Origin of the sequence: Streptomyces mexicanus, assembly GCF_902506575.1 — a bacterium.
In the GTDB taxonomy this organism is placed as follows: domain Bacteria; phylum Actinomycetota; class Actinomycetes; order Streptomycetales; family Streptomycetaceae; genus Streptomyces; species Streptomyces mexicanus.
On sequence record NZ_LR732544.1, the window covers coordinates 3,163,876 to 3,188,997 of the forward strand.

At 73.9% G+C, this 25,122-nt stretch carries 16 protein-coding genes, 1 tRNA gene and 1 pseudogene; 4 read left to right on the forward strand and 14 right to left on the reverse strand.

Annotated elements, in window-relative coordinates:
- Nucleotides 1-122 precede the first annotated feature (122 nt).
- Complete coding sequence (locus tag GV126_RS14155; RefSeq protein ID WP_159666353.1) at nucleotides 123-1,637, reverse strand: MFS transporter; 1,515 nt, start codon at nucleotides 1,635-1,637, stop codon at nucleotides 123-125.
- Between the two features lie 298 nt (nucleotides 1,638-1,935).
- Between GV126_RS14155 and GV126_RS14160 the strand changes: the two genes are divergently transcribed.
- The 3 genes from GV126_RS14160 to GV126_RS14170 all read left to right on the forward strand — a co-directional run bounded on the left by GV126_RS14160 (nucleotide 1,936) and on the right by GV126_RS14170 (nucleotide 5,530).
- Nucleotides 1,936-2,007 (forward strand) — tRNA-Cys (locus tag GV126_RS14160).
- A 299-nt stretch (nucleotides 2,008-2,306) separates the two neighbouring features.
- Complete coding sequence (locus GV126_RS14165) at nucleotides 2,307-2,735, forward strand: hypothetical protein (protein ID WP_159666356.1); 429 nt, start codon at nucleotides 2,307-2,309, stop codon at nucleotides 2,733-2,735.
- Nucleotides 2,732-5,530, forward strand: a complete 2,799-nt coding sequence (locus GV126_RS14170) for a tetratricopeptide repeat protein (protein WP_159666359.1) — start codon at nucleotides 2,732-2,734, stop codon at nucleotides 5,528-5,530. The genes GV126_RS14165 and GV126_RS14170 overlap by 4 nt, the downstream gene beginning before the upstream one ends.
- A 108-nt stretch (nucleotides 5,531-5,638) precedes the next feature.
- Here the strand turns inward: GV126_RS14170 and GV126_RS14175 are convergent.
- The 7 genes and pseudogenes from GV126_RS14175 to GV126_RS14205 form a co-directional block, all read right to left on the reverse strand.
- Nucleotides 5,639-6,091: pseudogene (locus GV126_RS14175) on the reverse strand (SUKH-4 family immunity protein); the annotation flags it as partial.
- 220 nt (nucleotides 6,092-6,311) lie between these two features.
- On the reverse strand, nucleotides 6,312-8,633 hold the full coding sequence (locus GV126_RS14180; RefSeq protein WP_159666365.1) for a xanthine dehydrogenase family protein molybdopterin-binding subunit: 2,322 nt from the start codon (nucleotides 8,631-8,633) through the stop codon (nucleotides 6,312-6,314).
- On the reverse strand, nucleotides 8,630-11,083 hold the full coding sequence (locus GV126_RS14185; protein ID WP_159666367.1) for a 2Fe-2S iron-sulfur cluster-binding protein: 2,454 nt from the start codon (nucleotides 11,081-11,083) through the stop codon (nucleotides 8,630-8,632). Before GV126_RS14185 ends, GV126_RS14180 begins: the two co-directional genes overlap by 4 nt.
- On the reverse strand, nucleotides 11,080-11,973 hold the full coding sequence (locus GV126_RS14190) for an FAD binding domain-containing protein (protein ID WP_159666369.1): 894 nt from the start codon (nucleotides 11,971-11,973) through the stop codon (nucleotides 11,080-11,082). Before GV126_RS14190 ends, GV126_RS14185 begins: the two co-directional genes overlap by 4 nt.
- 757 nt (nucleotides 11,974-12,730) lie before the next feature.
- Complete coding sequence (locus tag GV126_RS14195) at nucleotides 12,731-14,452, reverse strand: beta-N-acetylhexosaminidase (RefSeq protein WP_159666371.1); 1,722 nt, start codon at nucleotides 14,450-14,452, stop codon at nucleotides 12,731-12,733.
- Nucleotides 14,453-14,911: 459 nt separating this feature from the next.
- On the reverse strand, nucleotides 14,912-15,193 hold the full coding sequence (locus GV126_RS14200; protein WP_028421853.1) for a DUF3039 domain-containing protein: 282 nt from the start codon (nucleotides 15,191-15,193) through the stop codon (nucleotides 14,912-14,914).
- Nucleotides 15,194-15,281: 88 nt separating this feature from the next.
- Complete coding sequence (locus GV126_RS14205; protein WP_028421852.1) at nucleotides 15,282-15,854, reverse strand: YqgE/AlgH family protein; 573 nt, start codon at nucleotides 15,852-15,854, stop codon at nucleotides 15,282-15,284.
- Between the two features lie 298 nt (nucleotides 15,855-16,152).
- Between GV126_RS14205 and murA the strand changes: the two genes are divergently transcribed.
- Nucleotides 16,153-17,493, forward strand: coding sequence for a UDP-N-acetylglucosamine 1-carboxyvinyltransferase (gene murA / locus GV126_RS14210; RefSeq protein WP_159666375.1), 1,341 nt, complete (start codon nucleotides 16,153-16,155; stop codon nucleotides 17,491-17,493).
- A 198-nt stretch (nucleotides 17,494-17,691) separates the two neighbouring features.
- Here murA and GV126_RS14215 read toward each other — a convergent pair whose 3' ends face one another.
- From GV126_RS14215 to GV126_RS14240, 6 genes are all read right to left on the reverse strand, one after another.
- Nucleotides 17,692-17,973, reverse strand: coding sequence for an HU family DNA-binding protein (locus GV126_RS14215; RefSeq protein ID WP_003990598.1), 282 nt, complete (start codon nucleotides 17,971-17,973; stop codon nucleotides 17,692-17,694).
- 441 nt (nucleotides 17,974-18,414) lie between these two features.
- Nucleotides 18,415-19,851, reverse strand: coding sequence for an NAD-dependent malic enzyme (locus GV126_RS14220; RefSeq protein ID WP_028421850.1), 1,437 nt, complete (start codon nucleotides 19,849-19,851; stop codon nucleotides 18,415-18,417).
- 386 nt (nucleotides 19,852-20,237) lie between these two features.
- Nucleotides 20,238-22,646: a HelD family protein gene (locus GV126_RS14225; protein WP_201299843.1), complete on the reverse strand. Its 2,409-nt coding sequence runs from the start codon at nucleotides 22,644-22,646 to the stop codon at nucleotides 20,238-20,240.
- A 140-nt stretch (nucleotides 22,647-22,786) separates the two neighbouring features.
- Nucleotides 22,787-23,596, reverse strand: a complete 810-nt coding sequence (locus GV126_RS14230) for an anti-sigma factor family protein (protein ID WP_419795987.1) — start codon at nucleotides 23,594-23,596, stop codon at nucleotides 22,787-22,789.
- Nucleotides 23,596-24,120 (reverse strand): sigma-70 family RNA polymerase sigma factor, encoded by a 525-nt coding sequence (locus GV126_RS14235; protein ID WP_159666378.1) that lies wholly within the window; start codon nucleotides 24,118-24,120, stop codon nucleotides 23,596-23,598. The genes GV126_RS14230 and GV126_RS14235 overlap by 1 nt, the downstream gene beginning before the upstream one ends.
- 225 nt (nucleotides 24,121-24,345) lie before the next feature.
- Nucleotides 24,346-24,939, reverse strand: coding sequence for a CGNR zinc finger domain-containing protein (locus GV126_RS14240; RefSeq protein WP_159666380.1), 594 nt, complete (start codon nucleotides 24,937-24,939; stop codon nucleotides 24,346-24,348).
- Nucleotides 24,940-25,122 lie beyond the last annotated feature (183 nt).

Sequence of the window (25,122 nt, forward strand, 5' to 3'; positions counted from 1 at the left end):
GCCAGCGATACCCGGAGTAGTGGACAGGGTGATCCGGCAGGGGGTCGGCGGAGGCGGGAGGCGTGTATAGGAGAGGGCGCGGGGCGGCCCCTCGTCTCCCCGCGGCCTCGCGGCGCGTCGCCTCATCGCTCCCGCAGGCGTGTCGTCACCCACGCCCCCACCAGCGCCACGGCCGCCATCGGCAGGAACACCGCCGCGAACGCCGCCGGGTGGGTTCCGGTGGCCGCCTCCCTCACCGTCGCCGTGTGGGCGGCCGCCGAGCCGCCGCCGAGCGCGGCGAAGGCGGCACCGCCCGCGGCGAGCAGCAGGACGTTGGAGAGGGCGTCGGATATCTGCAGGGCGGCGGAGTTCGCGCCGGCCTCGTGCGGGGCGGACAGGCGCAGCATCAGCACGCTGGTGGAGGCGATGACCAGGCCCATGCCGAAGCAGCCGAAGCCCCAGGCGACGGCGACGATCCACACCGGCACGGAGTGGATCAGCACACTGGGCGCGGTGGCGATGGCCGCGGCCACCAGCAGCATCCCGAGCGTCATCAGCCGCTCCCGGTAGGAGGCCATGCGCGGCCGGGACTGCACCCACGAGCCCAGCGCCCAGGTGGCCCCGCCCGCCGCCAGCGAGAACCCGGCGAGCGTCGGGGACAGCCCGCGCTGGGTGACCAGCATCAGCGGCACGAAGGACTCCGCGGAGATGAAGGAGCCGGCGGCCACGCCCCGCAGCAGCACCACCGACGGCAGCCCGCGCACCGCCCGGTAGGTGCCGCGCGGCAGCAGCCCCCGCACCGCCGGGACCAGCAGCGCGGCCCCCGCCGCGCCGGGGAGCAGCGACAGCCAGCGCAGGTCCTGCGCCGCGTACTGCAGCAGTCCGGCGCCGAGCGAGATGCCGAGGGCCAGGCGGATGCGCCGCAGGTCGAAGGAGGGCGGCTCCCCGCCGGTTCCCCCGTCGGCGCCCTCGTCGCTCTCCCCCACCGGGCCGGACGCCCGCCGGCGTATCTGCGGCAGGGCCATGGCGAGGGGGAAGACCACCAGGACCGGGATGCCGATGAACACCCAGCGCCAGCCGAGGTGCTCGGCCACCGCGCCCGGGGCGGGCGGGCCGACGATCGGGGGGACCCCCCAGCCCGCCGCGAACGCCGCCATGATCGCCGGGCGCAGCCGCTCGGGGTAGGCCCGCCCGACGACCACGTACAGGGCGACGATCACCAGTCCGCCGCCCAGCCCCTGCACGGCCCGGCCCAGGACGAACACCCACATGGAGGCCGCCGTACCGGCCAGCAGCAGCCCGGCCGCGAACGCCCCGATCCCCGCGGTCAGCGCGCCCAGCGGCCCCCGCCGGTCCGACCACTGCCCGGCCAGCACCATCCCGAGCAGGCTGGTGGTGAAGTAGCCGGAGAACGCGAACGCGTACAGCGACAGCCCGTGCAGCTCCCGGGCCGCGACCGGCATCGCCGTGCCGACGGCGGTCGCCTCGAAGGCGATGAGCAGCACCACGGAGACGATGCCGACGCTCAGCGACCGGTAGGCCCGGCTGAGCACCGTGTCGGCCGAGGTGTCGCGTCCGGTGGCGTCGGGGCGGGCGGCGGGAGCGGCGGCGTCGGGGGCGTGCGCGACGTCGGTGTCGCGTGGTTCGAGGGCTGACATGCCCGACAGCGTAAGGTCCACCGGCGGCTTTCGCCCCTGTCGGGAGACGGTCGCGCACCGGGACCTTGGTCGTACGACCCCCCGTCCGTCCCCCTCCTCGGCATGCTCGACGTCCGTTCGCCCGTCCCACCCCTTTCCCCCCTCGTCCGTTCTGCCCGTCCGCCCGTTCGCCGGCCGTTCATGAACGGCGCATGGCAGTCGTGTTGCAGCGCCCGCGGTCTCCTTGAGCCGCCGCTTCCGCACGGCCTACGGTCGATGCACCGAGTCCGGAACGGACCGCCCGGCGGTCCCCCGACACGGCCGTGTGCCCGAGTGGCCCAGGGGCTCGCCTGCAAAGCGGGTTACGCGGGTTCGAATCCCGCCACGGCCTCCGATGCCACACAGGCAGGACGAAAGGGGCGGCACCCTGAGGGGTGCCGCCCCTTTGGGCGTCCGTCGGGCGTCCGTCGGGCGTCCGTCGCGGTTCTCCGATGCCGCTCACCGGGCGCCCATGGCCGGGGTCGAGCGCCCGCGCCCCGCTCCGAGGCGGCCTGTGGCGGCCGTCGGCCCGCTCGGCCGAAACCGGATCGAGATTGATCATTTCGAACGTCTCGGGTCGCATACGCCGTCGGTTCCCTACGCTGGGGCTCAGTCATCTGCGTGCTTCGGCACCAGCTTCAGGGGGGATCCATGGAACTCGACGCGTTCATGGAACTGGCCGGCCCGACCATCGGCGCCGCGATGTCCGCCTACGGGGTGGCGGTACTGACTCAAGCCGAGGACGCGGCGGCGGGGGCGACCGTGAACCTGGGCAGGCGCATCCTCCAGCGCGTGTGGCAGCGACGCGACGAGCAGCAGCGCGCCGCCTTGGAGAGGGACGTGCGCGAGGCGGCGGAGGAGAGCGACGACGCCGACGCCCAGGCCGCGCTGCGGCAGGCCGTCAAGCGCACCCTGCGGGACGACCCCGAGCTGTTGGCGGAGCTGGCCGAGCTGCTGCCGCGGGCGGAGTCGTGGTCCAACCGCTTCACCGTGTCGGGCCCGGGCTCCGTGGTCAACGCGGGCACCAACAACGGGGAGATGAGCTCCACCGTAACGATCCACGGCGGGAAGACCCAGTGACCTCGGCACCGCTCGAACTCAGCGGTGCCGGACAGGTCCTCAACTTCGGCATCAACACCGGCGTCATGTACAGCACGGTCACGACGGTCGTGCTGCCGGCCGAGGCGCTGCGATCGGCCGCCGACACCCCGGCCGACGGAGTCGTCCACCTGGACCAGCCGCCGCCTGGCCGTTTCGCGGGGCGGCAGGACGAACTGGCCTCGATACGCGCGGTGTTGACTGCCGAGCGCGCCGGTCCGGGTGTGTCCGCGGTGGTCGTCCACGGGCTGGGCGGGGTCGGCAAGAGCACACTGGCGCGACAGTACGCCCACACCTTCCGGGAGACGTACGACCTGGTCTGGTGGATCGACGCCTCCTCCCCGGGGAAGATCGATGAGGCCCTGGCCGGCATCGCTCGGCTCCTGAGCCCCGTCTGGGCCGGGACGGCGCAGCAGCCCGAGCTCACCTCGTGGGCCCTCGCCTGGCTCCAGCGCCACACCGCATGGCTGCTGGTGTACGACAACGTCGAGGACCCCGCGCTCCTGAAGCCTTTCCTGGGCAGTCTCGGCGGCGGACACCACCTGATCACCAGCAGACTGGCCGACGACTGGGACGACCTCGGCGCCGCCGACGGCGCGCTGCTCCCGCTCGGCGTCCTCCCCCAGGTCGAGGCGGCGGACCTCCTGTGGTCGTGGGTGTCCGAAGGGGACCCGTCCGACGCGTCACGGTGGCAGACCGGGCAGCTGGCCCGGGAGCTCGGCGGCCTCCCGCTCGCCCTGGACCAGGCCGGCGCCTACCTCAGACGGACCCGCAGCACGGTCGCCGCCTACCGGGGCCGCCTCGGACTCCACTTGTCCAGGACTCCTGCGCGCCGGGACCCGCAACAGACCGTCGCCCGGATCTGGCAGGTGACCTTGACGGCGATCGCCGCCGACGACCCGTCGGCGGTCGAACTCCTCTACGCCCTGGCCTGGTTGGACCCCGACGAGTGCCCACGCGACCTGGTCACCCGACTGGCAGCGGACGAGATCGCGGCCGACGACGCCCTGGGCGTCCTGCACGCCTACAGCATGATCGCCTTCACCGGGCGGAACGTACGCGTCCACCGGCTGGTGCAGAGCGTGCTGCGCGCCGACGCCGTCACCGCCGCACCGGGCGCGCACCCGGGCGAGTCCGCGCCCGGCCGGCCCCGGGGACGGCACGAGGCAGAGCAGGCACTGCTTCAGATGGTCCACCCGAGAGGAGCGGACCAAGCGCACGACGCCCAGGAACTCGCGCGCCTGGCCGGACAGGTGTGCGCGCTGGCGGCGACCGACCCGAAGGACTGCTACAGCACGCCGGTGTCCGCGCTCTACGTGAAGACTGCCGTGCATCTGGAGGAGCAGGGCCAGACCGTCCGGGCGCTGCCGTTGTACGAGGCGTACAGCGCGCAGATCGAGCGTGGGCTGGGCCACGACCACCCCTACGCGCTGGTGGCCCGCTGCGCTGTGGCACGGGTGTACGAGACGGTGGGTCGCCCGCAGGACGCCGTCGACATCCTGGAGCCGACCCTTGAGCAGAGCCTGCGGCTCCACGGCCCCGGACATCTCACCACGCTGAACCTCCGCCACGGCCTCGCCTCCGCCCACCGGTCGGCCGGTCGGGTGGACCGGGCGATCGACGAGTACGAGACGGCCACGGCCGCGAGCAGGGAGGCCCTCGGCCCCGACCACCTCAGAACCCTGACCCTGCAGGGTGATCTGGCGGGCGCCTACGAGTCGGTCGGCCGTGTCGACCAGGCGATCGCGCTCTACGAGGACATCGTCCAGCGGGATGCCGACGCGTCCGACCGCTACGAGGACCTGGTGCCCTCGCTGAAACTCAACGGATTGCGGCTGCGCAACAACCTCGCCGGGGCCTACGAGAGCGCCGGCCGCTTCCAGCAGGCCATCACCCTGTACGAGGAGGTACTGGCCGACTTCGAAGACGTCTGCGGCCCCGACCACCCGGACACCCTCAGCTGCCTGGGCAACCTCGGATACGCCTACGAGTCGGCCGGAGACCTGGGCCGGGCGCAGGAGGTGTACCGGGACGTCCTCGGACGGCGGGAGCAAGCCCTCGGCGAGGACCATCCCGACACCCTGCTGAGCCGCAGCAACCTCGCCTGCCTCTGCCTGACGACGGGTGACGTCCCCACCGGGCTCGACCTGTGCCGGACGACCCTGGCGCAACGCACGGGCGTCCTCGGCCCGGAACACCCTGACACCCTGGTCAGCCTCAGCATGCTCGCCTCGGCCCACTTGGCGGCCGGGGAGCAGGAGCGCGCGGTCGCCCTCTTCGAGGAGACCCTCCGCCTGCGCCGGAAGGTGCTCGGCGACGCGCACCCCGACACGCTGCGAAGCCTGCTGAACCTCGCCACCTGCCACTACGAGCTCGGGGACGCCGCCCGTGCCGTCCCCCTCCTCGAAACCGCGCTGGCCGAACAGGAACGGCTGCTCGGAGCCGAGAGCCGGGACGCCCTGATCAGCCGCAACAACCTCGCGGCAGCCTGCCGGGCGGCAGGTGACCTGGGGCGGGCCCGCGCGCTGTTCACCACGGTCGTGGAGCAGCGCACACGGATCCTGGGCCCGGACCACCTGGACACCCTCGGCAGCCGCGCCGGCCTGGCCCGGGTGTACGAGGCGTCGGGCGAACTCGACCGAGCGATCCCCCTGTACGAATCCACCCTCACCCGTCTCACCGAGCTGGCCGGCGCAGACCATCCCCTCACCGGCGTGGTGGCAGGGCTGCTGGCGGAGGCGTCGGGCAGGAGGGAGCAGGACTGCCCGCAGCCGTGAGGCGGGTCGAAGCCGCCGCCCGGGTGGACCTCCCCTCCGCGGCGCCGTTGCGACGCCGCCGAGCGGTGCACCCGGCTAGGAAACCGGGCCGTTCGTCACGTCGCGGCCCGACAGGGTGCGGTGCAGCAGCCAGAGGCTGTGGGTGAGGGTGGAGACGTCCTCGTCGAACGGGTGCAGTGTGGCGTCGGACGCGCTCCAGGTGCTCACCTCGCCCGTGGTGCCGTCGACCACCAGGCTGTCGTCCTCGGAGAGCCGGCCCAGGCGTATCAAGCGGTCGGCGTGCGCCGGGAGTTCGGTGATCCGACCGGCGTCCTCGTCGTACTCGCCGTATTCGTCGTACTCGCCGTATTCGTCGGCGTAGTACTCGGTGAGGGTGCGCAGCGGGGCGTCGGTGTCCGGTTCGAAGAGGATGCCGTCCTCCGGCAGGCCGGTCTCGCGCAGGAAGCGGCGGGTCGGCTCGTGGGTGAGCGTGGTGGGGAAGTCGATGTCCTCGAAGCGGACGACGCGGCCCCGGCCGAACTCCTGGTCCAGGAGGCGGGCCGGGATGCGCAGGGCCAGGCCCCGCTGCCCGCATCCCCGGGCCGAGGCGGTCGCCGCGTCGGCGGTGCCCGTGCAGGTCGTGCTCATCGTTCCCCCGTGCTGTCCGAAGCCGTCGTGGCTGTGCGAAGCCGTCGTGGCTGTCCGAGGCCGTCGTACCGAGCCGCCGCAGCGACTGGGAAAGACACTACGGCCTCCCACTGACAACGCCCCCCGCCTGCGCGGACTGCGGGTGAACGGCCCGTCAGCGGTCGGTGACCACCGCGGCCTGCGGCCGGATCGGGAGGCGGTTGACCGGGCGGCCGGTGGCGGCACGGACCGCGGAGGCGATGGCCGCCGGGGAGGTCACGACCGGGACCGCGCTGACCGCCTTCGCGCCGAAGGGCGCCACCACGTCCCGCTCCTCGACCAGTTTCACGATCCGGATGTCGGGCGCGTCCAGGGCCGTGGGCAGGGCGTAGCCCGTCAGGTCCGGGTGGCGGACCAGGCCGCGCGGGGTGCGCAGGTTCTCCGTGAGCGCGATGCCCACGCCCTGGGTGACGCCCGCCTCGATGCGGGCGGTCAGCTGCGCGGGGTTCAGGACGCGGCCGACGTCCTGCGCCACCGCCAGTTCGACGACGCGGACCGAGCCCAGCTCGATGTCCACGTCCACCACCGCGCGGATCGCGCAGAAGGCCAGGCCCACGAAGGCGTCGCCCTGGCCGGAGCCGTCCAGCGGCTCGGTGGGGTGGGGGCGGCACTGGGCCGTCGCCCACAGCTCCTTGCCCTCCAGCGCCTCGGCGACCGTGGTCGACAGCACCCCGTCGTAGGAGGTGATCTTGCCGTCGGTGATCTGCAGCAGCTCGGTGGACATGCCGAACTTGTGCGCCAGGGGCTGGAGCAGCTGGGTGCGGACCATTTTCGCCGCGCGCTCCACCGCGCCGCCCGACACCCAGGTGTGGCGGCCGCGGCAGCCCGCGCCGGCCGGGGGCTGGTCGGTGTCGACGGGCGCGACGTGCACCTCGTCGATGCCGAGCGTCTCCTGCACGATCTGCCGGGCGAGCGTGGAGAAGCCCTGGCCGGTCTCGACCGCCGCGCACAGTACCGTGCCGACGCCGTTCTGCACCCGCACCGTGGCCGTGGAGACCTCGTCGGCGCCCTCCGCGCCGAGCATGTGCACCATGCCCAGGCCGTAGCCCACGCCCCGCCGGACCGCGCCCGGCTCGCCGGCGCCCTCCGGGCCGCCGGGCAGCAGCCACTCCTCCTCGGGAGTGTCCTTGGGCAGCGGGGGAAGGGGGTGCTCCCGGACCGCCTGGAGGAGTTCGGCGACCGGGGCGGGGCAGGTCACCGTCTGGCCGGTGGGCAGGACGTCGCCGGTGGCCATCGCGTTGCGCAGGCGCAGCTCGGCCGGGTCGATCCCGAGTTTCCTCGCCAGCTTGTCCATCTGCGCCTCGTATGCGGCGCACACCTGCATCGCGCCCTCGCCGCGCACGTGGCCCGAGGGCGGGTTGTTGGTGCGCACCGCCCAGCCTTCGATGAAGGCGTTGGGGACGACGTACGGGCCGCACGCGAAGGAGACGGCTGCGGCGAGCGCGTCGGAGGAGGTGTCGGCGTAGGCGCCCGCGTCCAGCAGGATCTGCGCCTCGACCTTGACGAGCCTGCCCTCGGCGTCGGCGTGGTGGCGGTAGCGCAGCAGGGTGGGGTGGCGGTGGGCGTGGCCGAGGAAGGACTCCTCGCGGGTCGCCGTCAGCTTCACCGGGCAGCCGGTCCTGAGCGCCAGCAGGCCCAGGGGGAGTTGGAAGCCGCGGTCCTCGCGGTCGGCCGTGGCGCCCGGGACGCCGGTGACGACGATCTTCACGCGCTCCGGCTCCAGGCCGTAGCAGGCGGCGAGCGCGTCGCGGTCGGCGTGCGGGTCGGTGGAGGCGGTGTACAGCTCCACGCCGCCGTCCGGGCGGGGCACCGCGAGCCCGGCCTCGGCGCCGATGGGCGCCGGGTCCTGGCGGCCGATGCGGTACAGGCCCTCGACCACGACCTCGCCGACCGCGTTCGGGTCGCCGTGGCGCAGCGGGATGTGGCGGATCAGGTTGCCGTCCGGGTGCAGCGGTTCGGCCTCGAACGCCTGCTCGGGGTCGGTCACCGGGTCGAGCACCTCGTACTCGACGATGACGGCGGCGGCGGCCATCCGCGCGGTGTCCGGGTGGTCGGCGGCGACGGCCGCGATGGGTTCGCCGTGGTGGCGTACGACGTCGGAGGCGAACACCGGGCGGTCGGCGGTGCCGCGCCCGTACAGCGGGCTGCCGGGCACGTCCTCGTGGGTGACGACGGCCCGCACGCCCGGCATCTCCCGGGCGTGGGTGGTGTCGATGGACACGATGCGCGCGTGCGGGTGCGGGGAGCGCAGGACGGCCGCCCACAGCAGGCCCTCGGCCCACAGGTCGGCCGCGTAGGGGAAGGTGCCCTCCGTCTTGGCGCGGGCGTCGGCGGGCGGCAGCGAGGAGCCGATACCGTGCGGCAGCGGCTCCGGCGCGGGCACCTGCGCGGTCTCCGCGGCGGCGGCGGTGGCAGCGGTGGCGGCTTCGTTGCTCACGCCTGGCCTCCGTCCTGGCCGTAGGGGTCGTCCTGGCCGTAGGGGTCGTCCTGGCCGTAGGGGTCGTCCTGGCCGTAAGGGGCGCCCTGCCCGTGGGAGCCGGGAGGGCCGTAGGGGCCGCCGGGGCCGTGGGTCCCGGGCGGACCGTACGGGTCGCCCTGGCCGTAGGTTCCGTCCTGGCCGTGGGTTCCTTCCTGGCCGTACGGGTCGCCCTGGCCGTAGGGGACGCCTTGGCCGTAGGTGTCGCCCTGGTGGTAGGTGTCGTCCTGGCCGTAGGGGTCGTGCGGGTGCGGGGAGTCGAACGCCGAGGGGTGCACCCCGCCGGCTCCGGGCCCCGCCTGGTGCGGAATACGCGGCTCGGCGGCGTCCGTCTCAGCGCCGGCGCCCGCACCACCGCCGTCGGCAGCGGTGTGTTCGGCCGCCGGGTGCTCGGCCTGTGCGGCCCCGGTGCGCTCCGTGTGTTCCGCCTGCTCGGCGTGTTCCGTCCGCTCGGTGGCGGTGTGCTCTCCGGCGGCGTGCGCGCGGCGCTCGGCGACGACCTCCTCGACGGCCCGCAGCACGCCCCGGTAGCCCGAGCAGCGGCACAGGTTGCCGCACAGGGCCTGACGGGTCTCCAGCTCGGTGGGGGCCGGGTTGCCCTCCAGCAGGTCGTGCACGGTCATCGCCATGCCGGGCACGCAGAAGCCGCACTGCACCGCGCCGCAGCGGGCCAGCGCCCGCTGCACGTCCGAGGGCCGGCCGTCCACGGCCAGGCCCTCCACGGTACGGACCTCGCTGCCGGCCGCGGTCACCGCCGGCACCAGGCAGGACGCGACGAGACGGCCGTCGACCTGCACGTTGCAGGCGCCGCACTCGCCCTGCGAGCAGCCGTCCTTGGCGCCCGCGAGGCCCAGGCGCTCGCGCAGCACGTACAGCAGCGACTCGCCGATCCACGCGTCCGTGACCGGCCGGTCGACGCCGTTGACGCTCAGCACGTAGGAGGCGAGCGGGTGCTCGTCCTGCGGCGGCGCGGGCGGCGGGTCCTGCGGGGGCGCTGCCGCCTCCTGCTCCGCGGAGGGCGCCTGCTGCTCCGGGGACTGCGGGGTCTGCTCGGCCTGCGCGACCTGCTCCGGGGCCGGGTGGTCCTGTTGCGCTTGCTCCGCGTTCGGCTGGTCGGTGTTCGACTGCTCCGGGTCCGACTGGTCCCGTTCCGGGGCGTCCGGGTCGGTGTCCGCGGCCGGGGCCGCGGAACCGGCGTCCGTGGCCGGGGACTCGGGCTCCGCGTCGGGCTGCTCGACGGCTTCGGGGACGTCGACGGCGCCCTCCGCCACCGCCGGCTCCGCAGACGGCTGGGCGGCCCGCTCGGGGGCCTCCACGGCGTCTCCGGTGGCTCCGGCTTCCCCGGCGTCGCCCTCGGCCCCGTCCGCTCCGTCGTCTCCAACGGCCCCGTCAGGTCCAGCGGCCCCGTCGGATCCAGCGGGCACGGGTTCGGTGACCTCGGGCGCGGCGGACGCGGGTTCCGGACCGGAGGGCTGCCCGGCGGGAGCGTGCGCCTCGGGCTCGGACCCGGGCTCGGGCTCTGCGTGCCCGGAGGGCTCGGGGTGCCCGGAGGGCTCGGCGTGCTCCGGGTACGGGGACGGTCCCGGCTGCGCGGGGCCGTCGTACGGGCCCTCGGCGGGAACGTGGGGCGCGCCGGGCTCCTGCACGGGGGCCTGCTGCGGCTGTCCCCACGGCTGCCCGGCCGCCTCCGTCGCCCACGGGGCCGGTGCGCCGCCGGGCAGGGTGGCCGGAGGAGTGCCGCCCCACTGCTGGATCAGGGACGACGTCGTGAACTCGCCCGATTCGTCCGGTAGATCACCGCCGGCGACCGGAATCGACCACTGCCCGGTCACGTCATGCCCGGCCACCCCGTGCCCGGTCGTGTCGTGTCCGGCCGCCCCGTGCCCGGTCATGCCGTGCGCGGCCACGTCCTGCCCGGCCGCACCGTGCCCGGGGGCCGGTCCGCCGGCCTGGGTGTCCTGGTGGCCCTGTGTCTCCGGGAAGGTCCACTGCTGGGTGGCCTCGGGCTCGTAGCGGAACCGGTCGTCCATGCCCTCGCCCGGGCCGGCGTGCGCACCCTGGTGCGCACCGGGCTGCACGCCGGGGTGCGGGCCCGGGTACCCGCCCGCCTCCTGGGGCAGCGCGTTGGGGTCCGGCCACTGCGCCCCCTCGGCGGGGGCGGCCGGGGCGGACCAGGTGCCCGTGGCGGCCGGGTCGGTGGCCTCGGTCGGCGCGGGCGTGACCGTTATCTGCGGGGGCACGTAGCCGTGGCCGGGCGCGGCCAGCGGGCTGTCCCCGGCCAGGAGGGCGTCGATGCCGCCCTCGGGGAGTTTCACGAACGCCGTGGCGCCGTCGTCGTAGTCGCCCTGGGGCAGGGGGTTCCAGCGGCCGCCGCTGTCCGGCGTGCCCTCCGCGTGCTGGTCGTCGGTCACGACAGCGCCCTCCCCAGTGCTCGTCGGGCCAGCGCGGCGACGGTGCGCCGCAGGTGCAGTACGGCGGGCGGCAACTGCTGCACGGAGCCGTCCTCCGCCGGGGCCGGGTCGGGGATGCAGGCCGCGGCGACGTACTCGCCGAAGGCGTGCAGCGCCTCGGGGACGATCGCACGGCTGTTGTCCCAGTCGATGAGCCCGGCCACCCACTGCTCGGCGTCCAGGGGCCGCAGCGGCATCGGCGCTATGGCACCCACCGCGCAGCGCACACCGCGCCGGGCCGGGTCGAGGACCAGCGCCACGGAGGCGATCGCGCGGCCCGGTCCGGTACGGCCGGTGGCCTTCAGGAAGACCTGCGGGGCGTGCAGCAGCGGTACGCGCACGTACCCGATCAGCTCGCCCGCGCGCAGCATCTCCACGCCGGCCAGCAGGTGGGAGACGGGGATCTCCCGGCGGGCGCCGCCCGGGCCCGCGACGATCAGCGTGGCCTCCAGGGCGGCGAGGACCGGCAGCGCGTCCCCGGTGGGCGCGGCGGAGGCGATGTTGCCGCCGAGGGTGCCCGCGTTGCGGATGTGCGGCGGGCCCGCGGCGCGCGCGGCGGCGGCGAGCGCCGGGATGAGGGCGGCGAAGTCGGGGCGCCCCATGCGGGCGTGGGTCAGGCCCGCGCCCAGCAGCGCGTGGCCGTCCTGGTACTGCCAGCCGCGGATCTCGCTGATCCGGCCGAGGCCGACCAGCGCGGTCGGCCTGAGCTGCCCGGAGTTGACGGCGGCCATGAGGGCGGTGCCGCCCGCGACCGGCACGGCGGCGGGCACGGCGGCGAGTGCCGCGACGGCCTCGTCCAGCGTCGTGGGCAGCGTGACGGCCTGCGCCGCCTGCGGTGCGTGCGTCGTCAAACCGGCTGCCCCTTCCCGCTGCCCCACTGGTCCCACCCGTGCTGCCGTACGGTACGGCCTGACAGGGCGGACGTGGCAACTCTGGCACATCTTCGCAGGGGCCCGGGACACGGGTCCGCCGGGTGGTGTTCGCCCACCTCATCGGGGCATCTCCGTTTCGGCGGACCCTCACCGGTGCGGGCGAATTACCACCCTTCGCTGACTCTTGCGGGTTTTTTCCAGTACCCGTTCGAGACAACGGGCGGGAACGGTCGAGCCAACCGGGGGGAACAGTCGAGACGGCGAGCCGGAACGGCTCCCCGCCGCGGCCGTCCGGCCACCGCACCGGCACCGATCCACCACCACACCGCCACCGCCCGGCCACCGAACCGCCACCGCTTTCCGGCCACCGCACCGTCACCCCCCCACCGCCGCACCCCCCCCCCCCCACCCCCCCCCCGGCCCCCCCCCCCCCCCCCCCCTCCCGCCCGCCCCGCCCGCGCCCTCCGCGCCGTGGGGCGCGGGGCGCGCGCGGCGGTGCGCGCGGCCCGCGCCCGCGCCGGGCGGCGCCCGGGCGGCGGGTGGTGGGCGCGTCGCCCGCCGCGGCGGTCGGGCCGTCACAACGGCGCCGGTCCACCACCGCGCCGCCACCGCCAGGCCACCGAACCGCCACCGCGGTCGGGCCACCGCGCCGTCGCCCCCCCTCCGCAGCGCCGTCACCCCCCGACCACCGCGACGGCACCGCCAACCACCGCCCGACCACCGCACCACCACGCACTCACCGCACCGGCGGCGCCCCCTCGATCGGGCGGCCGAGGACGCCGGGCCGCCGCTGCCAGGGCAGTGGTCCGGTGGGCGGGCGGTAGCCGACGCCGAGCGCGTCCAGGCGCCGGTAGTGGGTGCTCATCCGCCGCTCGAAAGCGGCGAAGTCCCTCTCCTGCGGGGCGGGCAGGGCGCTCCAGGCCACCTCGGCGAAGGCGGCGAGCCGGGGGAAGGCCTGGTAGTCGACGCGGGCGGTGGTCTCCATCACCTCGGTCCACAGGTTGGCCTGGGTGCCCAGGACCCGGCGTGCCCGCGCCGCGTCGAGCCCGTCGGGGACGGGTTCGAACCGGTAGACGTCCTCCAGGGTGCGGACGAATCCGATCGGCACGGGCTCGTCGGCGCCCGCGTCCTGCCGGTGGTCCAAGTACACCTGCTGCTCGGGGCACATGACGACGTCGTGGCCGGCCCGCGCGGCGGCGATCCCGCCGGCGTACCCGCGCCAGGAGGACACCGCGGCCCCGGCCGTCAGCCCGGTTCCGGTCACCGCCGCAGCCTCGCCTGCGGGCGCCGCCGCCTCGTCTCCGGTTACCCCGGTCGCCCCGGCGCGGCGGCCGCCCTCCAGGATCTCGTCCCAGCCGATGAGCCGACGCCCGCGCGCGGCCAGCCACTTGTCGAAGTGGCCGACGAACCACGCCTGCAACTCGTCCTCGTCGGCCAGGCCGAGTTCCTTGATGCGGGCCTGCGCGGTGGGCGAGGCACGCCACTGGTCCTTGGGGCACTCGTCGCCGCCGATGTGTACGAACGCCCCGAACTGCCCTGCGTCGGCGGGGAAGAGGCCGAGGACCTCCTCCAGGACGCCCTCGTAGAAGCGCAGGGTGGTGTCCGTGGGCGCGAGGACGTTGCGGCTGACGCCCCAGTCGTCCCAGACGGTGAGGGCGGTGGTGTCCACGACGTCGGTGTTGCCGAGTTCGGGGTAGGCGGCGATGGCGGCCTGGGAGTGGCCGGGCACGTCGATCTCGGGGACGACGGTGATGTGCCGCTCAGCAGCGTAGGCGACGATCTCCCGGATGTCGTCCTGGGTGTAGTACCCGCCGTGCGGTTTCTCCTCCCACAGCGGGGAGGTGCGGTGGCCGAACCGGGTGCGGGTGCGCCAGGAGCCGACCTCGGTCAGTTTCGGGTACCGCTCGATCTCGATGCGCCAGCCCTGGTCGTCCGTCAGGTGCAGGTGGAGGACGTTGAGCTTGTGGGCGGCCATCAGGTCGAGGTAGCGCAGCACACCGTCCTTGGGCATGAAGTGCCGGGCCACGTCGAGCAGCAGGCCCCGCCAGCGGAACCGGGGGGCGTCCTCGACGACCTGCGCCGGGACCGTACGGCCGGCCCCGGGCCGTACGGGGGCGCGGCGGAAGGCGTCCGGGCCGAGCAGCTGGCGCAGGGTCTGCGCGCCCCAGAAGACCCCGGCCGGATCGCCGCCCCGGATCTCCACGCTCCCTTCGGTGACCGTCAGCCGGTATCCCTCGGGTTCCAGCGCGTCGTCCAGGCGCAGTCGTACGGTGCCGGGCGCGTCCGCGTCGGCCGCGGCGGGCAGCGGCAGGCCGAGCGCGGCACCGAGGGCGGCGCGCAGCCACCGTTCGGTGGTGCCGGTGCCGGGCGCGGCCCACAGGGAGGTGTCCGCGTCGAACCGGAACACGTGCGAGGCGGTGCCCTCGACGGCGCGCGGCGCCGGAATCACGTCGGTCATGGCAGCCCTTCACGGGTGGCGACCCCTGCGACGGGCTGCGGCGCCCTTCACGGGCGGCAGCCCCGCACGGGTGGCGACGGTGGCGGACGCCGGGCGGCGGCCGCAGGGCCATGGGTAGCGCCGGAGGCGCCACCGCGCAATCGCCGTTGCACATGCTGCGCACAGGCGCCCGCGCCGTCCGCGGCGCGCACCGGGGACGCGCAGGCCCCCGGAGGCGCGTCACGACGCGTCCCGGGGGCCTGGGGCAAGCCGACCGGACCGGCGGGCCGGGCTGCCTCTTCCTGCTGTGCTGCCTCGGCCGGCCGGGCCGCCGGGGCTTTTTGAGCCGAGCGGTCGGGCGGGCGGGCCGTGCGCCGGCGAAGCCGGTCACGTCCCGGCCCGGCGGGTCACCGTCCGCGACAGTCGGTGTCCACTGCGACAACGGCAGCGACAGGGGTCACTGTCCGCGACAGCGACAGGTCACTTCTTCTTGTCGTCGCCGCCCTCGCCGCCGCTGCCCATGGACTCGTAGATCTCCTTGCACAGCGGGCACACCGGGTACTTCTTCGGGTCGCGGCCGGGCACCCACACCTTGCCGCACAGCGCCACGACGGGGGTCCCGTCCAGGGCGCTCGCCATGATCTTGTCCTTCTGGACGTAGTGGGCGAAGCGCTCGTGGTCGCCGTCGCCGTGGGACACCTGCGGTGTCGGCTCTACGAGGGTTCCCGTACCAGTCCCGCGCTCGGGCTCGAGAGTGCTCATACGGCAAGGGTACTGAAGCGCGCGGGCTTCAGGCCCGGTCCGGGGCCGCCCGCCCTCCGGCCGGACGACGCCGCTTTCGAAACGCGCCCTAGTTGAGCGACGGGTCGTCCGGATACGTGGCGACCATCGCCAGTTCGTTGCGCTGGCGGCGCAGCACTTCGCGCCAGAGTTTCTCCGGGGCCGGGGAGGAGACGTCGCCGGGTTCGGACTCCACGACGTACCACGCGCCCTCCACCAGTTCGTCCTCGAGCTGGCCGGGGCCCCAGCCGGCGTATCCGGCGAAGATCCGCAGGGAGCCGAGGGCCGAGGCGAGCAGTTCCGGTGGCGCCTCCAGGTCGACCAGGCCGATCGCGCCGTGCACCCGGCGCCAGCCCAGCGGGGCGCGTTCCCCGGCGCCGCCGCCGGGGATCACGGCCACGCCGAGCGCGGAGTCCAGCGAGACCGGGCCGCCCTGGAAGACCACACCGGGTTCGCCGGCGAGGTCCGCCCAGCCCTCCAGGATGTCGCCCACGTCCACGGGCGTGGGACGGTTCAGGACGACACCGAGGGAGCCCTCCTCGTCGTGGTCGAGAAGGAGCACCACCGCACGGTCGAAGTTCGGGTCCGCCAGGGCGGGGGTGGCCACGAGCAGCCGCCCTGTGAGCGAGGACACCTCGGTCATGCCTGACATGATCCCGCATCTTCCCCGGGTGTGGGGAGCCAATCCGGCTACCGGAGTGAGGGCGGCCACGGAGCACGGAAGCGTCACCGGCGCACGGCCCGTGAACGGTGACCCGCTGTGCCCGCCGACGAACGGTTCGTGTTGTGACACAGCCATGACCTTCAGGACGGCACACGGGCTTACTTCCGGGGGGCGCGCGGAGATTACTCTGTCTCTCCGGCCCCTGCCCGACGTCCCGACTCGGAAATCGACAGTGACGGGCCGGCCCCCCTGCCCACCTCATCGGAACGCGAGATACATGAGCGTCAACGACGATGTCCTGCTTGTCCATGGCGGAACCCCGCTGGAGGGCGAGATCCGTGTCCGCGGTGCGAAGAACCTCGTGCCGAAGGCCATGGTCGCCGCTCTGCTCGGCAGTGAGCCAAGTCGCCTGCGCAACGTTCCGGACATCCGTGACGTGCGGGTCGTACGCGGTCTGCTGCAACTGCACGGGGTGACGGTCCGCCCCGGTGAGGAGCCGGGCGAGCTGGTGCTCGACCCGACCCGGGTGGAGAGCGCGAACGTCGCCGACATCGATGCCCACGCGGGCTCCAGCCGCATCCCGATCCTGTTCTGCGGGCCGCTGCTGCACCGGCTGGGCCACGCGTTCATCCCGGGCCTGGGCGGCTGCGACATCGGCGGCCGGCCCATCGACTTCCACTTCGACGTGCTGCGGCAGTTCGGCGCGGTCATCGAGAAGCGGGCCGACGGGCAGTACCTGGAGGCCCCGAAGGGGCTGCGCGGCACCAAGATCCGGCTGCCGTACCCGTCCGTCGGCGCGACCGAGCAGGTACTGCTGACGGCCGTACTGGCCGAGGGCGTCACGGAGTTGTCCAACGCGGCCGTCGAGCCGGAGATCGAGGACCTCATCTGCGTGCTGCAGAAGATGGGCGCGATCATCGCGATGGACACCGACCGCACGATCCGCATCACCGGTGTGGACGCGCTGCGCGGCTACAACCACCAGGCCCTGCCGGACCGGCTGGAGGCGGCCTCCTGGGCGTCGGCGGCGCTGGCGACCGAGGGCGACATCTACGTCCGCGGCGCCCAGCAGCGGTCGATGATGACGTTCCTGAACACCTACCGGAAGGTGGGCGGCGCCTTCGAGATCGACGACGAGGGCATCCGGTTCTGGCACCCCGGCGGGCAGTTGAAGTCCATCGCGCTGGAGACGGACGTGCACCCGGGCTTCCAGACCGACTGGCAGCAGCCGCTGGTGGTGGCCCTCACCCAGGCGACCGGCCTGTCGATCATCCACGAGACGGTGTACGAGTCCCGGCTGGGCTTCACCTCCGCGCTGAACCAGATGGGCGCGCACATCCAGCTCTACCGCGAGTGCCTGGGCGGCTCCGACTGCCGCTTCGGGCAGCGCAACTTCCTGCACTCCGCGGTGGTGTCGGGCCCGACCAAGCTCCAGGGCGCCGACCTGGTCATCCCCGACCTGCGCGGCGGCTTCTCCTACCTGATCGCGGCGCTGGCCGCCCAGGGCACCTCCCGCGTCCACGGCATCGACCTGATCAACCGCGGCTACGAGAACTTCATGGAGAAGCTCGTGGACCTGGGCGCGAAGGTGGAGCTGCCCGGGCAGGCGCTCGGATAGCGGACGCGAACGCCCGGGCGGGTTCGGCGCTCGGGGCCCGGGCGCGAGCGCCCGGGCCGGGCTCGGCCAAGGGCGCGGGCGCGCGTCTGCGGCGCGTACGACGACGGGGCGGCCCCCGGTGAGGGGGGCCGCCCCGTTGACGTTGTGATCGGCCCTAGCGGGCCTCGTACGCCGTCCCGTGGCGTACCAGGGGCAAGGTCACTTGCCCTTGGCGGCTTCCTTGAGCTTGCTGCCCGCGGAGACCTTCACGCTGTAGCCGGCCGGGATCTGGATCGGCTCGCCGGTCTGCGGGTTGCGGGCGGTGCGAGCGGCACGGTGGGTGCGCTCGAAGGTGAGGAAGCCAGGGATGGTGACCTTCTCGTCCCCCTTGGAGACGATGTCGCCGACGACGTCGGCGAACGCGGCCAGCACGGCGTCGGCGTCCTTGCGGGTCACCTCGGCGCGGTCGGCCAGCGCGGCCACCAGCTCACTGCGGTTCATGTTGTTACTCCCGTGTTCTTCTTGCCATTGCGGCGTGCACACGCGGCGAAGCCGCATGTGGGGCCAGCGAAGCCGATGCTGCCAGGGTCCTCGGTCGGTCCCCGGACCCGGGTCCCTCGTCAGACCCTCGCGCCCAGGGAGGCATCCTGCCCCCACCTGCGGCGGGAAAGCCAATCCGGCACCCGTAGGAGTCGTGAGAACACCCGTGGGAGTCACACGAAAAGAGGGCTCGCCTCTCGCGCCACGATAGGACGCGCCACTGACAACGCGTTCCCCGACGCGCCGGTTCCAGGCCGCACCGTGGCGATCGTCACGCCCCATACGGCCCTTGTCCCACCCGTCCGCACGACCCGTGCGGCCCTGGACCGGACGCCCGCCCCGGGCGCACGCCCGGAAAAGGCGCACGCCCGGCACAGAGGCCCCGGGACAGAGTGCCCCGGATCAGACGCCCGACGCGCTGCTGACCGCGGCGGCTCCGGCCGCCTTGGCGGCCTCGCGGACGGCTCCGGCGACGGCGCCGGCCACCTTGTCGTTGAAGACGGAGGGGATGATGTAGTTCGGGTTCAGCTCGTCCTCGCTGACCACGTCGGCCAGGGCCTGCGCGGCGGCCAGCATCATCTCGGTGTTGACGGTGCGGGACTGGGCGTCCAGCAGGCCGCGGAAGACGCCCGGGAAGACCAGCACGTTGTTGATCTGGTTGGGGAAGTCCGAGCGGCCGGTGGCCACAACTGCCGCCGTCTGACGGGCGATTGCCGGGTCGACCTCGGGGTCGGGGTTCGCGAGCGCGAACACGATCGCGCCGTCGGCCATGGCGGCCACGTCGTCGCCGTCGAGCACGTTGGGCGCCGAGACGCCGATGAAGACGTCCGCGTCGCGCACGGCCTCCTTCAGCGTGCCGGTCAGGTTCTCGGGGTTGGTGTTGTCCGCGATCCAGCGCAGCGCGGACTCGGGGGCGGCGTCGACCAGGTCCTCGCGGCCGGCGTGGACGACGCCGTGGATGTCGGCGACGACGGCGTTCTTCACGCCCGCGGCCAGCAGCAGCTTCAGGATGGCCGTGCCCGCGGCGCCGGCGCCGGACATCACCACGCGGACGTTCTCGATCGCCTTGCCCACCACGCGCAGGGCGTTGGTGAGGGCGGCGAGCACGACGATCGCGGTGCCGTGCTGGTCGTCGTGGAAGACGGGGATGTCCAGGGCCTCGCGCAGCCGGGCCTCGATCTCGAAGCAGCGGGGTGCGGAGATGTCCTCCAGGTTGATGCCGGCGAAGCCGGGGGCGATCGCCTTGACGATCTCGACGATGGCGTCGGTGTCCTGGGTGTCCAGGCAGATCGGCCAGGCGTCGATGCCGGCGAACCGCTTGAACAGGGCCGCCTTGCCCTCCATGACGGGCAGGGCCGCCTTGGGGCCGATGTTGCCCAGGCCGAGCACGGCGGAGCCGTCGGTCACGACCGCGACGGAGTTGCGCTTGATGGTCAGGCGGCGCGCGTCGTCGGGGTTCTCGGCGATGGCCATGCAGACGCGGGCCACACCGGGCGTGTAGACCATGGACAGGTCGTCACGGTTGCGGATGGGGTGCTTGGACGCCATCTCGATCTTGCCGCCGAGGTGCATCAGGAACGTACGGTCGGAGACCTTGCCGAGCGTGACGCCCTCGATGCCCCGCAGCTTCTCGACGATCTCCTCGGCGTGCGCGGTGGAGGTGGCCGCGATGGTGACGTCGATGCGGAGCTTCTCGTGGCCGGAGGCCGTGACGTCGAGGCCGGTCACCGAGCCTCCGGAGGACTCCACCGCGGTGGTGAGCTGCGAGACGGCGGTTCCGCTCGCGGGCACCTCCAGCCGGATGGTCATCGAGTAGGAGACGCTGGGCGCCGTTGCCATGGCCGACTTCCTCTGCTTTCACCGTGTCGCGAAGTTCTGCCGTCCGATCGTCGCACCTACCCCTGAGTACGTGGTAGCCGCCCCGAGTTGCGGCCTTTGTGTTCACAGGCACGTGCCGTTTTCGGAAAGTGACTTCCACCATACGAGAGTTGAGGGCGGGGCGGTAGGTGGTCGGGCAGCAAAAGAGGCCCACGTCACATCGTGACGTGGGCCTCCTTCGTGCTCAGTGACACCGACCCGCCATGCTCGCCTCGCGGCAAGTGGTCGCTCGAAGCGACTAAGGTTGGGCCCGGGGGCTTGGATCGGGCCGGTGCCACACCTAGGCTAACAAACGAAGCCCGCCACACCATTCCCGGCGAGCGGGATCGCTCCGTTTTCCGCCGCGTTCAGTCCCGCAGCAGGTCCGGCACCCCGGCCTCGTCGGGCTCGTCCCGCTCCCCGGAGACGACCGTGAGCTGCTGCGTCGCCCGGGTCAGGGCGACGTAGAGCACCCGCAGGCCGGCCGGTGACTCGTCGGCGATCTCCGCCGGCGAGACGACGAGCGTCGCGTCGTACTCCAGGCCCTTGGCCTCCAGGCTGCCCAGCGCCACCACCCGGTCCCCGAGCCCGGCCAGCCAGCGGCGGGCCTCCTCGCGGCGGTTCATGGCGACGACGACGCCGACGGTGCCGTCCACCTGCTCCAGCAGCCGCTCGGCCTCCGCCCGCACGGTCTCGCGCAGAACGTCCCCGGCGAGCGCGAAACGCGGCCGCAGGCCCGGGGGGCGCACCGCCGAGGGCGAGCGGGAGCCGGGCATGGCCAGGGCGAGCACCTTGGCGGCCAGCTCGGCGATCTCGGCGGGGGTGCGGGAGTTCACGGGCAGCTCGAAGCGGCGGCGCGGGCGGGTGCCCAGCGCCTCGTCGCGGGCCTCGGCAGCCTCGTCCGGGTCGGACCAGGAGGACTGGGCGGGGTCGCCCACGACCGTCCAGGTGGCGTGCCGGCCGCGGCGGCCCACCATGCGCCACTGCAACGGGGTGAGGTCCTGCGCCTCGTCCACGATGACGTGCGCGTACTCGGTGCGCTCCTGCGCCAGGCGCTCGGCCCGCTCGCGCTGCGACTCCTCGCGCACCGGCATCAGCTCCTCCAGGCCGGTGAGCTGGTCCAGCGGATCGAGTTCGCGCTTCTTGCGCGGGCGGGCCGGGGTGCCGAGGATCGCCTGCAGCTCGTCGAGCATCGCCACGTCGTGCACCGAGTAGCCGTCCCGCTTGAGCGAGCGGGCGACCTTGCGCACCTCGCCGGGGTTGAGCACGCGGCGCGCCCAGCGGCCCAGGCGCCGCTCGTCGGCCATCGCCGCGAGCACGGCCCGCGGGGTCAGCTCGGGCCACCAGGCGTCCAGGAAGGCGGCGAAGGAGTCCTCGCCGGTGACGTCCTCGTCGAAGGACGAGCGCAGCTCGGCGGCCAGCTCCGGGTCGGTGTGCCGGCCGGCCGCTCCGGACCGCTCCCACAGGGCGTCCAGCAGGAGCTTGCGGGCGCGCGGGCGCAGCAGGTTCACCGGTGCGGTGCCGCCGAGGGCGGTGCGCCGGATGCGGTCCAGTTCGTCGGCCTCCAGCTCCAGCCGGCGCCCGAAGGCGACCACCCGCAGCCGGGTGGGCGGCCCGGCCGGAACCGGAGCGTCGCTGTCGCTTTCGCTGTCGTCGAGGGTGAGCTGCCCCTCCGGGGCTCCCGCGCCGCTTCCCGCGCCCGGGCCCAGCTCCAGTGCGCCCCGTGCCGCCTTCCGCAGCACCTTCAGCATCCGGTACGAGCCCTTCGCCCGCGCCACGGCCGGCGAGTCGTACAGCGTGGCCTCCACGCCGTCGACCAGGGAGCCCAGCGCCCGGATGGCGACCTGACCCTCCTCGCCGAGGGAGGGCAGCACGCCCTCGGTGTACGCCACCAGCAGCGGGGTCGGGGAGACGATCAGGATGCCGCCCGCGTACCGGCGGCGGTCCTGGTAGAGCAGGTAGGCGGCGCGGTGCAGGGCGACCGCCGTCTTCCCCGTGCCCGGCCCGCCCTCGACGTACGTCACGGAGGCGGCGGGGGCGCGGATGACAAGGTCCTGCTCAGCCTGGATGGAGGCGACGATGTCCCGCATGCTGTGGCCGCGGGCCCGGCCCAGCGCGGCCATCAGCGCGCCGTCGCCGATGGCGGGCAGCTCCCGCCCGTCGAGGTAGGCGGTCAGCTCCGGGCGCATCAGGTCGTCCTCGACGCCGAGCACGCGCCGCCCCTTGGAGCGGATGACGCGCCGGCGCACGACCCGGCCCGGGTCGACGGGCGTGGCCCGGTAGAACGGGGCCGCGGCCGGCGCGCGCCAGTCGATGACCAGCGGCGAGTAGTTCTCGTCGAGGACGCCGATACGGCCGATGTGCAGGGTTTCGGCGATGTCGGCGGTGTTGTCCGCCCGTACGGCGCCCTCGGCGGGCTCCACCGCCGTGTACGCCCCGTCGGGCCCCTTCTTGCCGTCCTTGCCGAGCAGCAGGTCGATCCGGCCGAAGAGGAAGTCCTCGAACTCGTTGTTCAGCCGGTTGAGGTGGACGCCGGCCCGGAAGACCTGCGCGTCGCGCTCGGCGAGCGCGCCGGGCGTGCCCACCTGGCCGCGGCGGGCCGCGTCCTGCATGAGGAACTCGGCCTCGTGGATCTTCTCCTCGAGCCGCCGGTACACCCGGTCCAGGTGTTCCTGTTCACCGCGGATCTCCCGGTCGCGCACGGAGTCGCCCGCGGCGTCGTGCGCTGTGCCGTGAACCGATTCGACCGCGGAATCCTGTTGAGCCTGAGCGGCCACCGGGCCCCCTTCTGACGTGCTGGGCAGCCGTCAACCGTACGCGAAGGGGACCCACTGGCGGAAGCCGGACCCGGCGGATGTCCGGGGGCCATTGCCCCGCCCGGCCGCCGTGTCCGGGCGCCGCCGCGCCGCCCGGCCGGTCAGGCGCCGACCTGGACGAGTTTCTTCCCGTCGAAGGTCATGACCTCGAAGTGGTCGATCTGGTTGGGCTGGAAGGCCGCGCCGCCGCGCACGTACAGGGGGCTCTTGGCCTCCTCGGTCTTGGCGTTCGGCATGCCGTAGCCCCAGTCCGGCACGGACCATGAGGTGAGCGTCTCGCGCTCGCCGTTCTTGCCGACGGCGATGAGCGAGCAGCGCTCGGGGCCGGTGACGTTCTTCAACTGCAGGACGGCGTCGGTGCCCCAGTCCTTCTTCTGCATCGCGACCGTCGCCGTGATGTGCGTGGCCGGGTCGGTGGCCGCCACCTTGTCGGGCATCTCCTGGAAGGCGGCCTGCGCGGGGCTCACCGCCACCGTGGCACCACCGCCGTCGTCCGCGCCCTCCACCGCGTACACCGTCAGCGGGCCGCCCACGATCAGCGCCGCCGCGGCCCCGACCAGGTACAGCCCGCGCCGGCGTGTGCGGGCGCGGCGGGCGGCGACCTCGTCGACCAGCTTCTCCGCCAGCCGCGGGGCGGGCCGGGCGGACAGGGACTCGCCGAGGGCGGGCGTGCCGGAGCCGGGCAGGTCCGCGAGCGCGGCCAGCATCGGCTCCATCCCGGCCAGTTCGTCGAGCTGCCGCGCGCACCACTCGCACGTGGCGAGGTGGGCCTCGAAAGCGGTTGCTTCGGCGTCGTCGAGAATCCCGAGGGCGTAGGCGCCGACGCTCTCGTGCTCGTTCGGGGCCGGGGTTCCCTGCATGGAGCCAGGCATACCCGAACCACCCGTGCCGAACCCCCCGTACCTGCTCATCACGCCGTCACCCCCCGCTCCTCCAGTGCCAGCTTCATCGAACGCAGGGCGTAGAACACCCGTGAGCGCACGGTGCCGCTGGGTATGCCCAGCGTCTGCGCCGCCTCATTGACGGTACGCCCTTTGAAGTACGTCTCGACGAGGACCTCCCGGTGGGCCGGGGTCAGGTCCTCCAGGGCGTCCGACAGCGTCATCAACCACAGCGCCTTGTCGATCTCGTCCTCCGCGGGGATGACCTCCAGCGGCGACGGATCGACCTCCTGCGGCCGGGCCTGCCGGCTGCGGTGGCCGTCGATGACGATGCGGCGCGCGACCGTCACCAGCCAGGGGCGTACCGAACCGGTGGCTCGGTTGAGCCGGCCGGCGTTCTTCCAGGCACGGATGAGCGTTTCCTGCACCACGTCCTCGGCGCGCTGCCGGTCTCCGGCGACCAGCCTGAGGACGTAGGCGAGCAGGGGTCCGGCGTGCTCGCGGTACAGCGCGCGCACCAGCTCCTCGTCGGGCTCCGAGGACGGTGAGGACATGCGATGTCGGGCCCTCGCCCCACGCTCCTTCGCCACGGCCGCATCCTTGCGCACGCCTACCTCCGGTGTCCGGGGGTTCCCCCAGTCGGTCGCTCGTGGACGGGTACGGACACGCGACGCGCGGTGTTCAAAGGGGGACGGCAGATTTCCGCGGAGGTGCGGTCGGGACGGTGCGACGCGAGGGGCCGCGGGACGGACAAGGGGACACATGTACCCCGCTTGCGCCTAGGCGCGGGCGAGGGCCGCGCGGCGGCGGTGGCGGGCGACGCGCTCCCGGTTGCCGCACACCTCGCTGGAGCACCAGCGCCTGCGGCGGCCCCGGGAGGTGTCCAGGTACACGATCGGGCAGTTGTCGCCCGCGCACTGGCGCAGGGCGGAGCGGGTGACCGGGTCGGTGAGCAGGTCCACCGCGTCCCGCGCCACGGCCGCGAGCAGCGCCGCGCACGCGGGCGGGCCGGCCGGCACCCGCACCAGCGTGCCGTCCCCGGCGCGTACGGCCCGCGGCGCGGGCGGTGCGGGACGGGCGAGGTCGTTGACGCGGGCGAGCGCGACGTCGTGGGGCCGGACGTCCGCGGCGAGCTGCGCCCGCACCAACGGATCGATGTGCTCGCGCAGTTCGCGGAACCGGGGCGGCCAGGACGCGTCGGCGTGCGTCAGCGCGGTGCCCGGCGGGACCAGTCCCGCCCCGGTGATCCAGGCGCACAGCGCGGGCAGGGAGCCCAGACGCTCGCCGGGATGGGTGGTGGCCAGCAGATCCAGGCAGATCCGTCCCGCGTCGAACCGCAGGTCGTAGGGGGCCGTGGCCGTACCCAGTGCCATGTGCCTGTCACCGCCTAGGACAGGGAGCGCGTTCCCTCTCCCACAGTGCCCGCCCCCGCACGCGGCCGGAAGCCCCCGGACGGTCAACTGGAGGGCATCACGCGCCCGGCTTCCACCGCCGCATCCAGGAGCTATGAAGGAGTAACCGTGCCGAACCTCCACTGGCAGAAGTCCACCTACAGC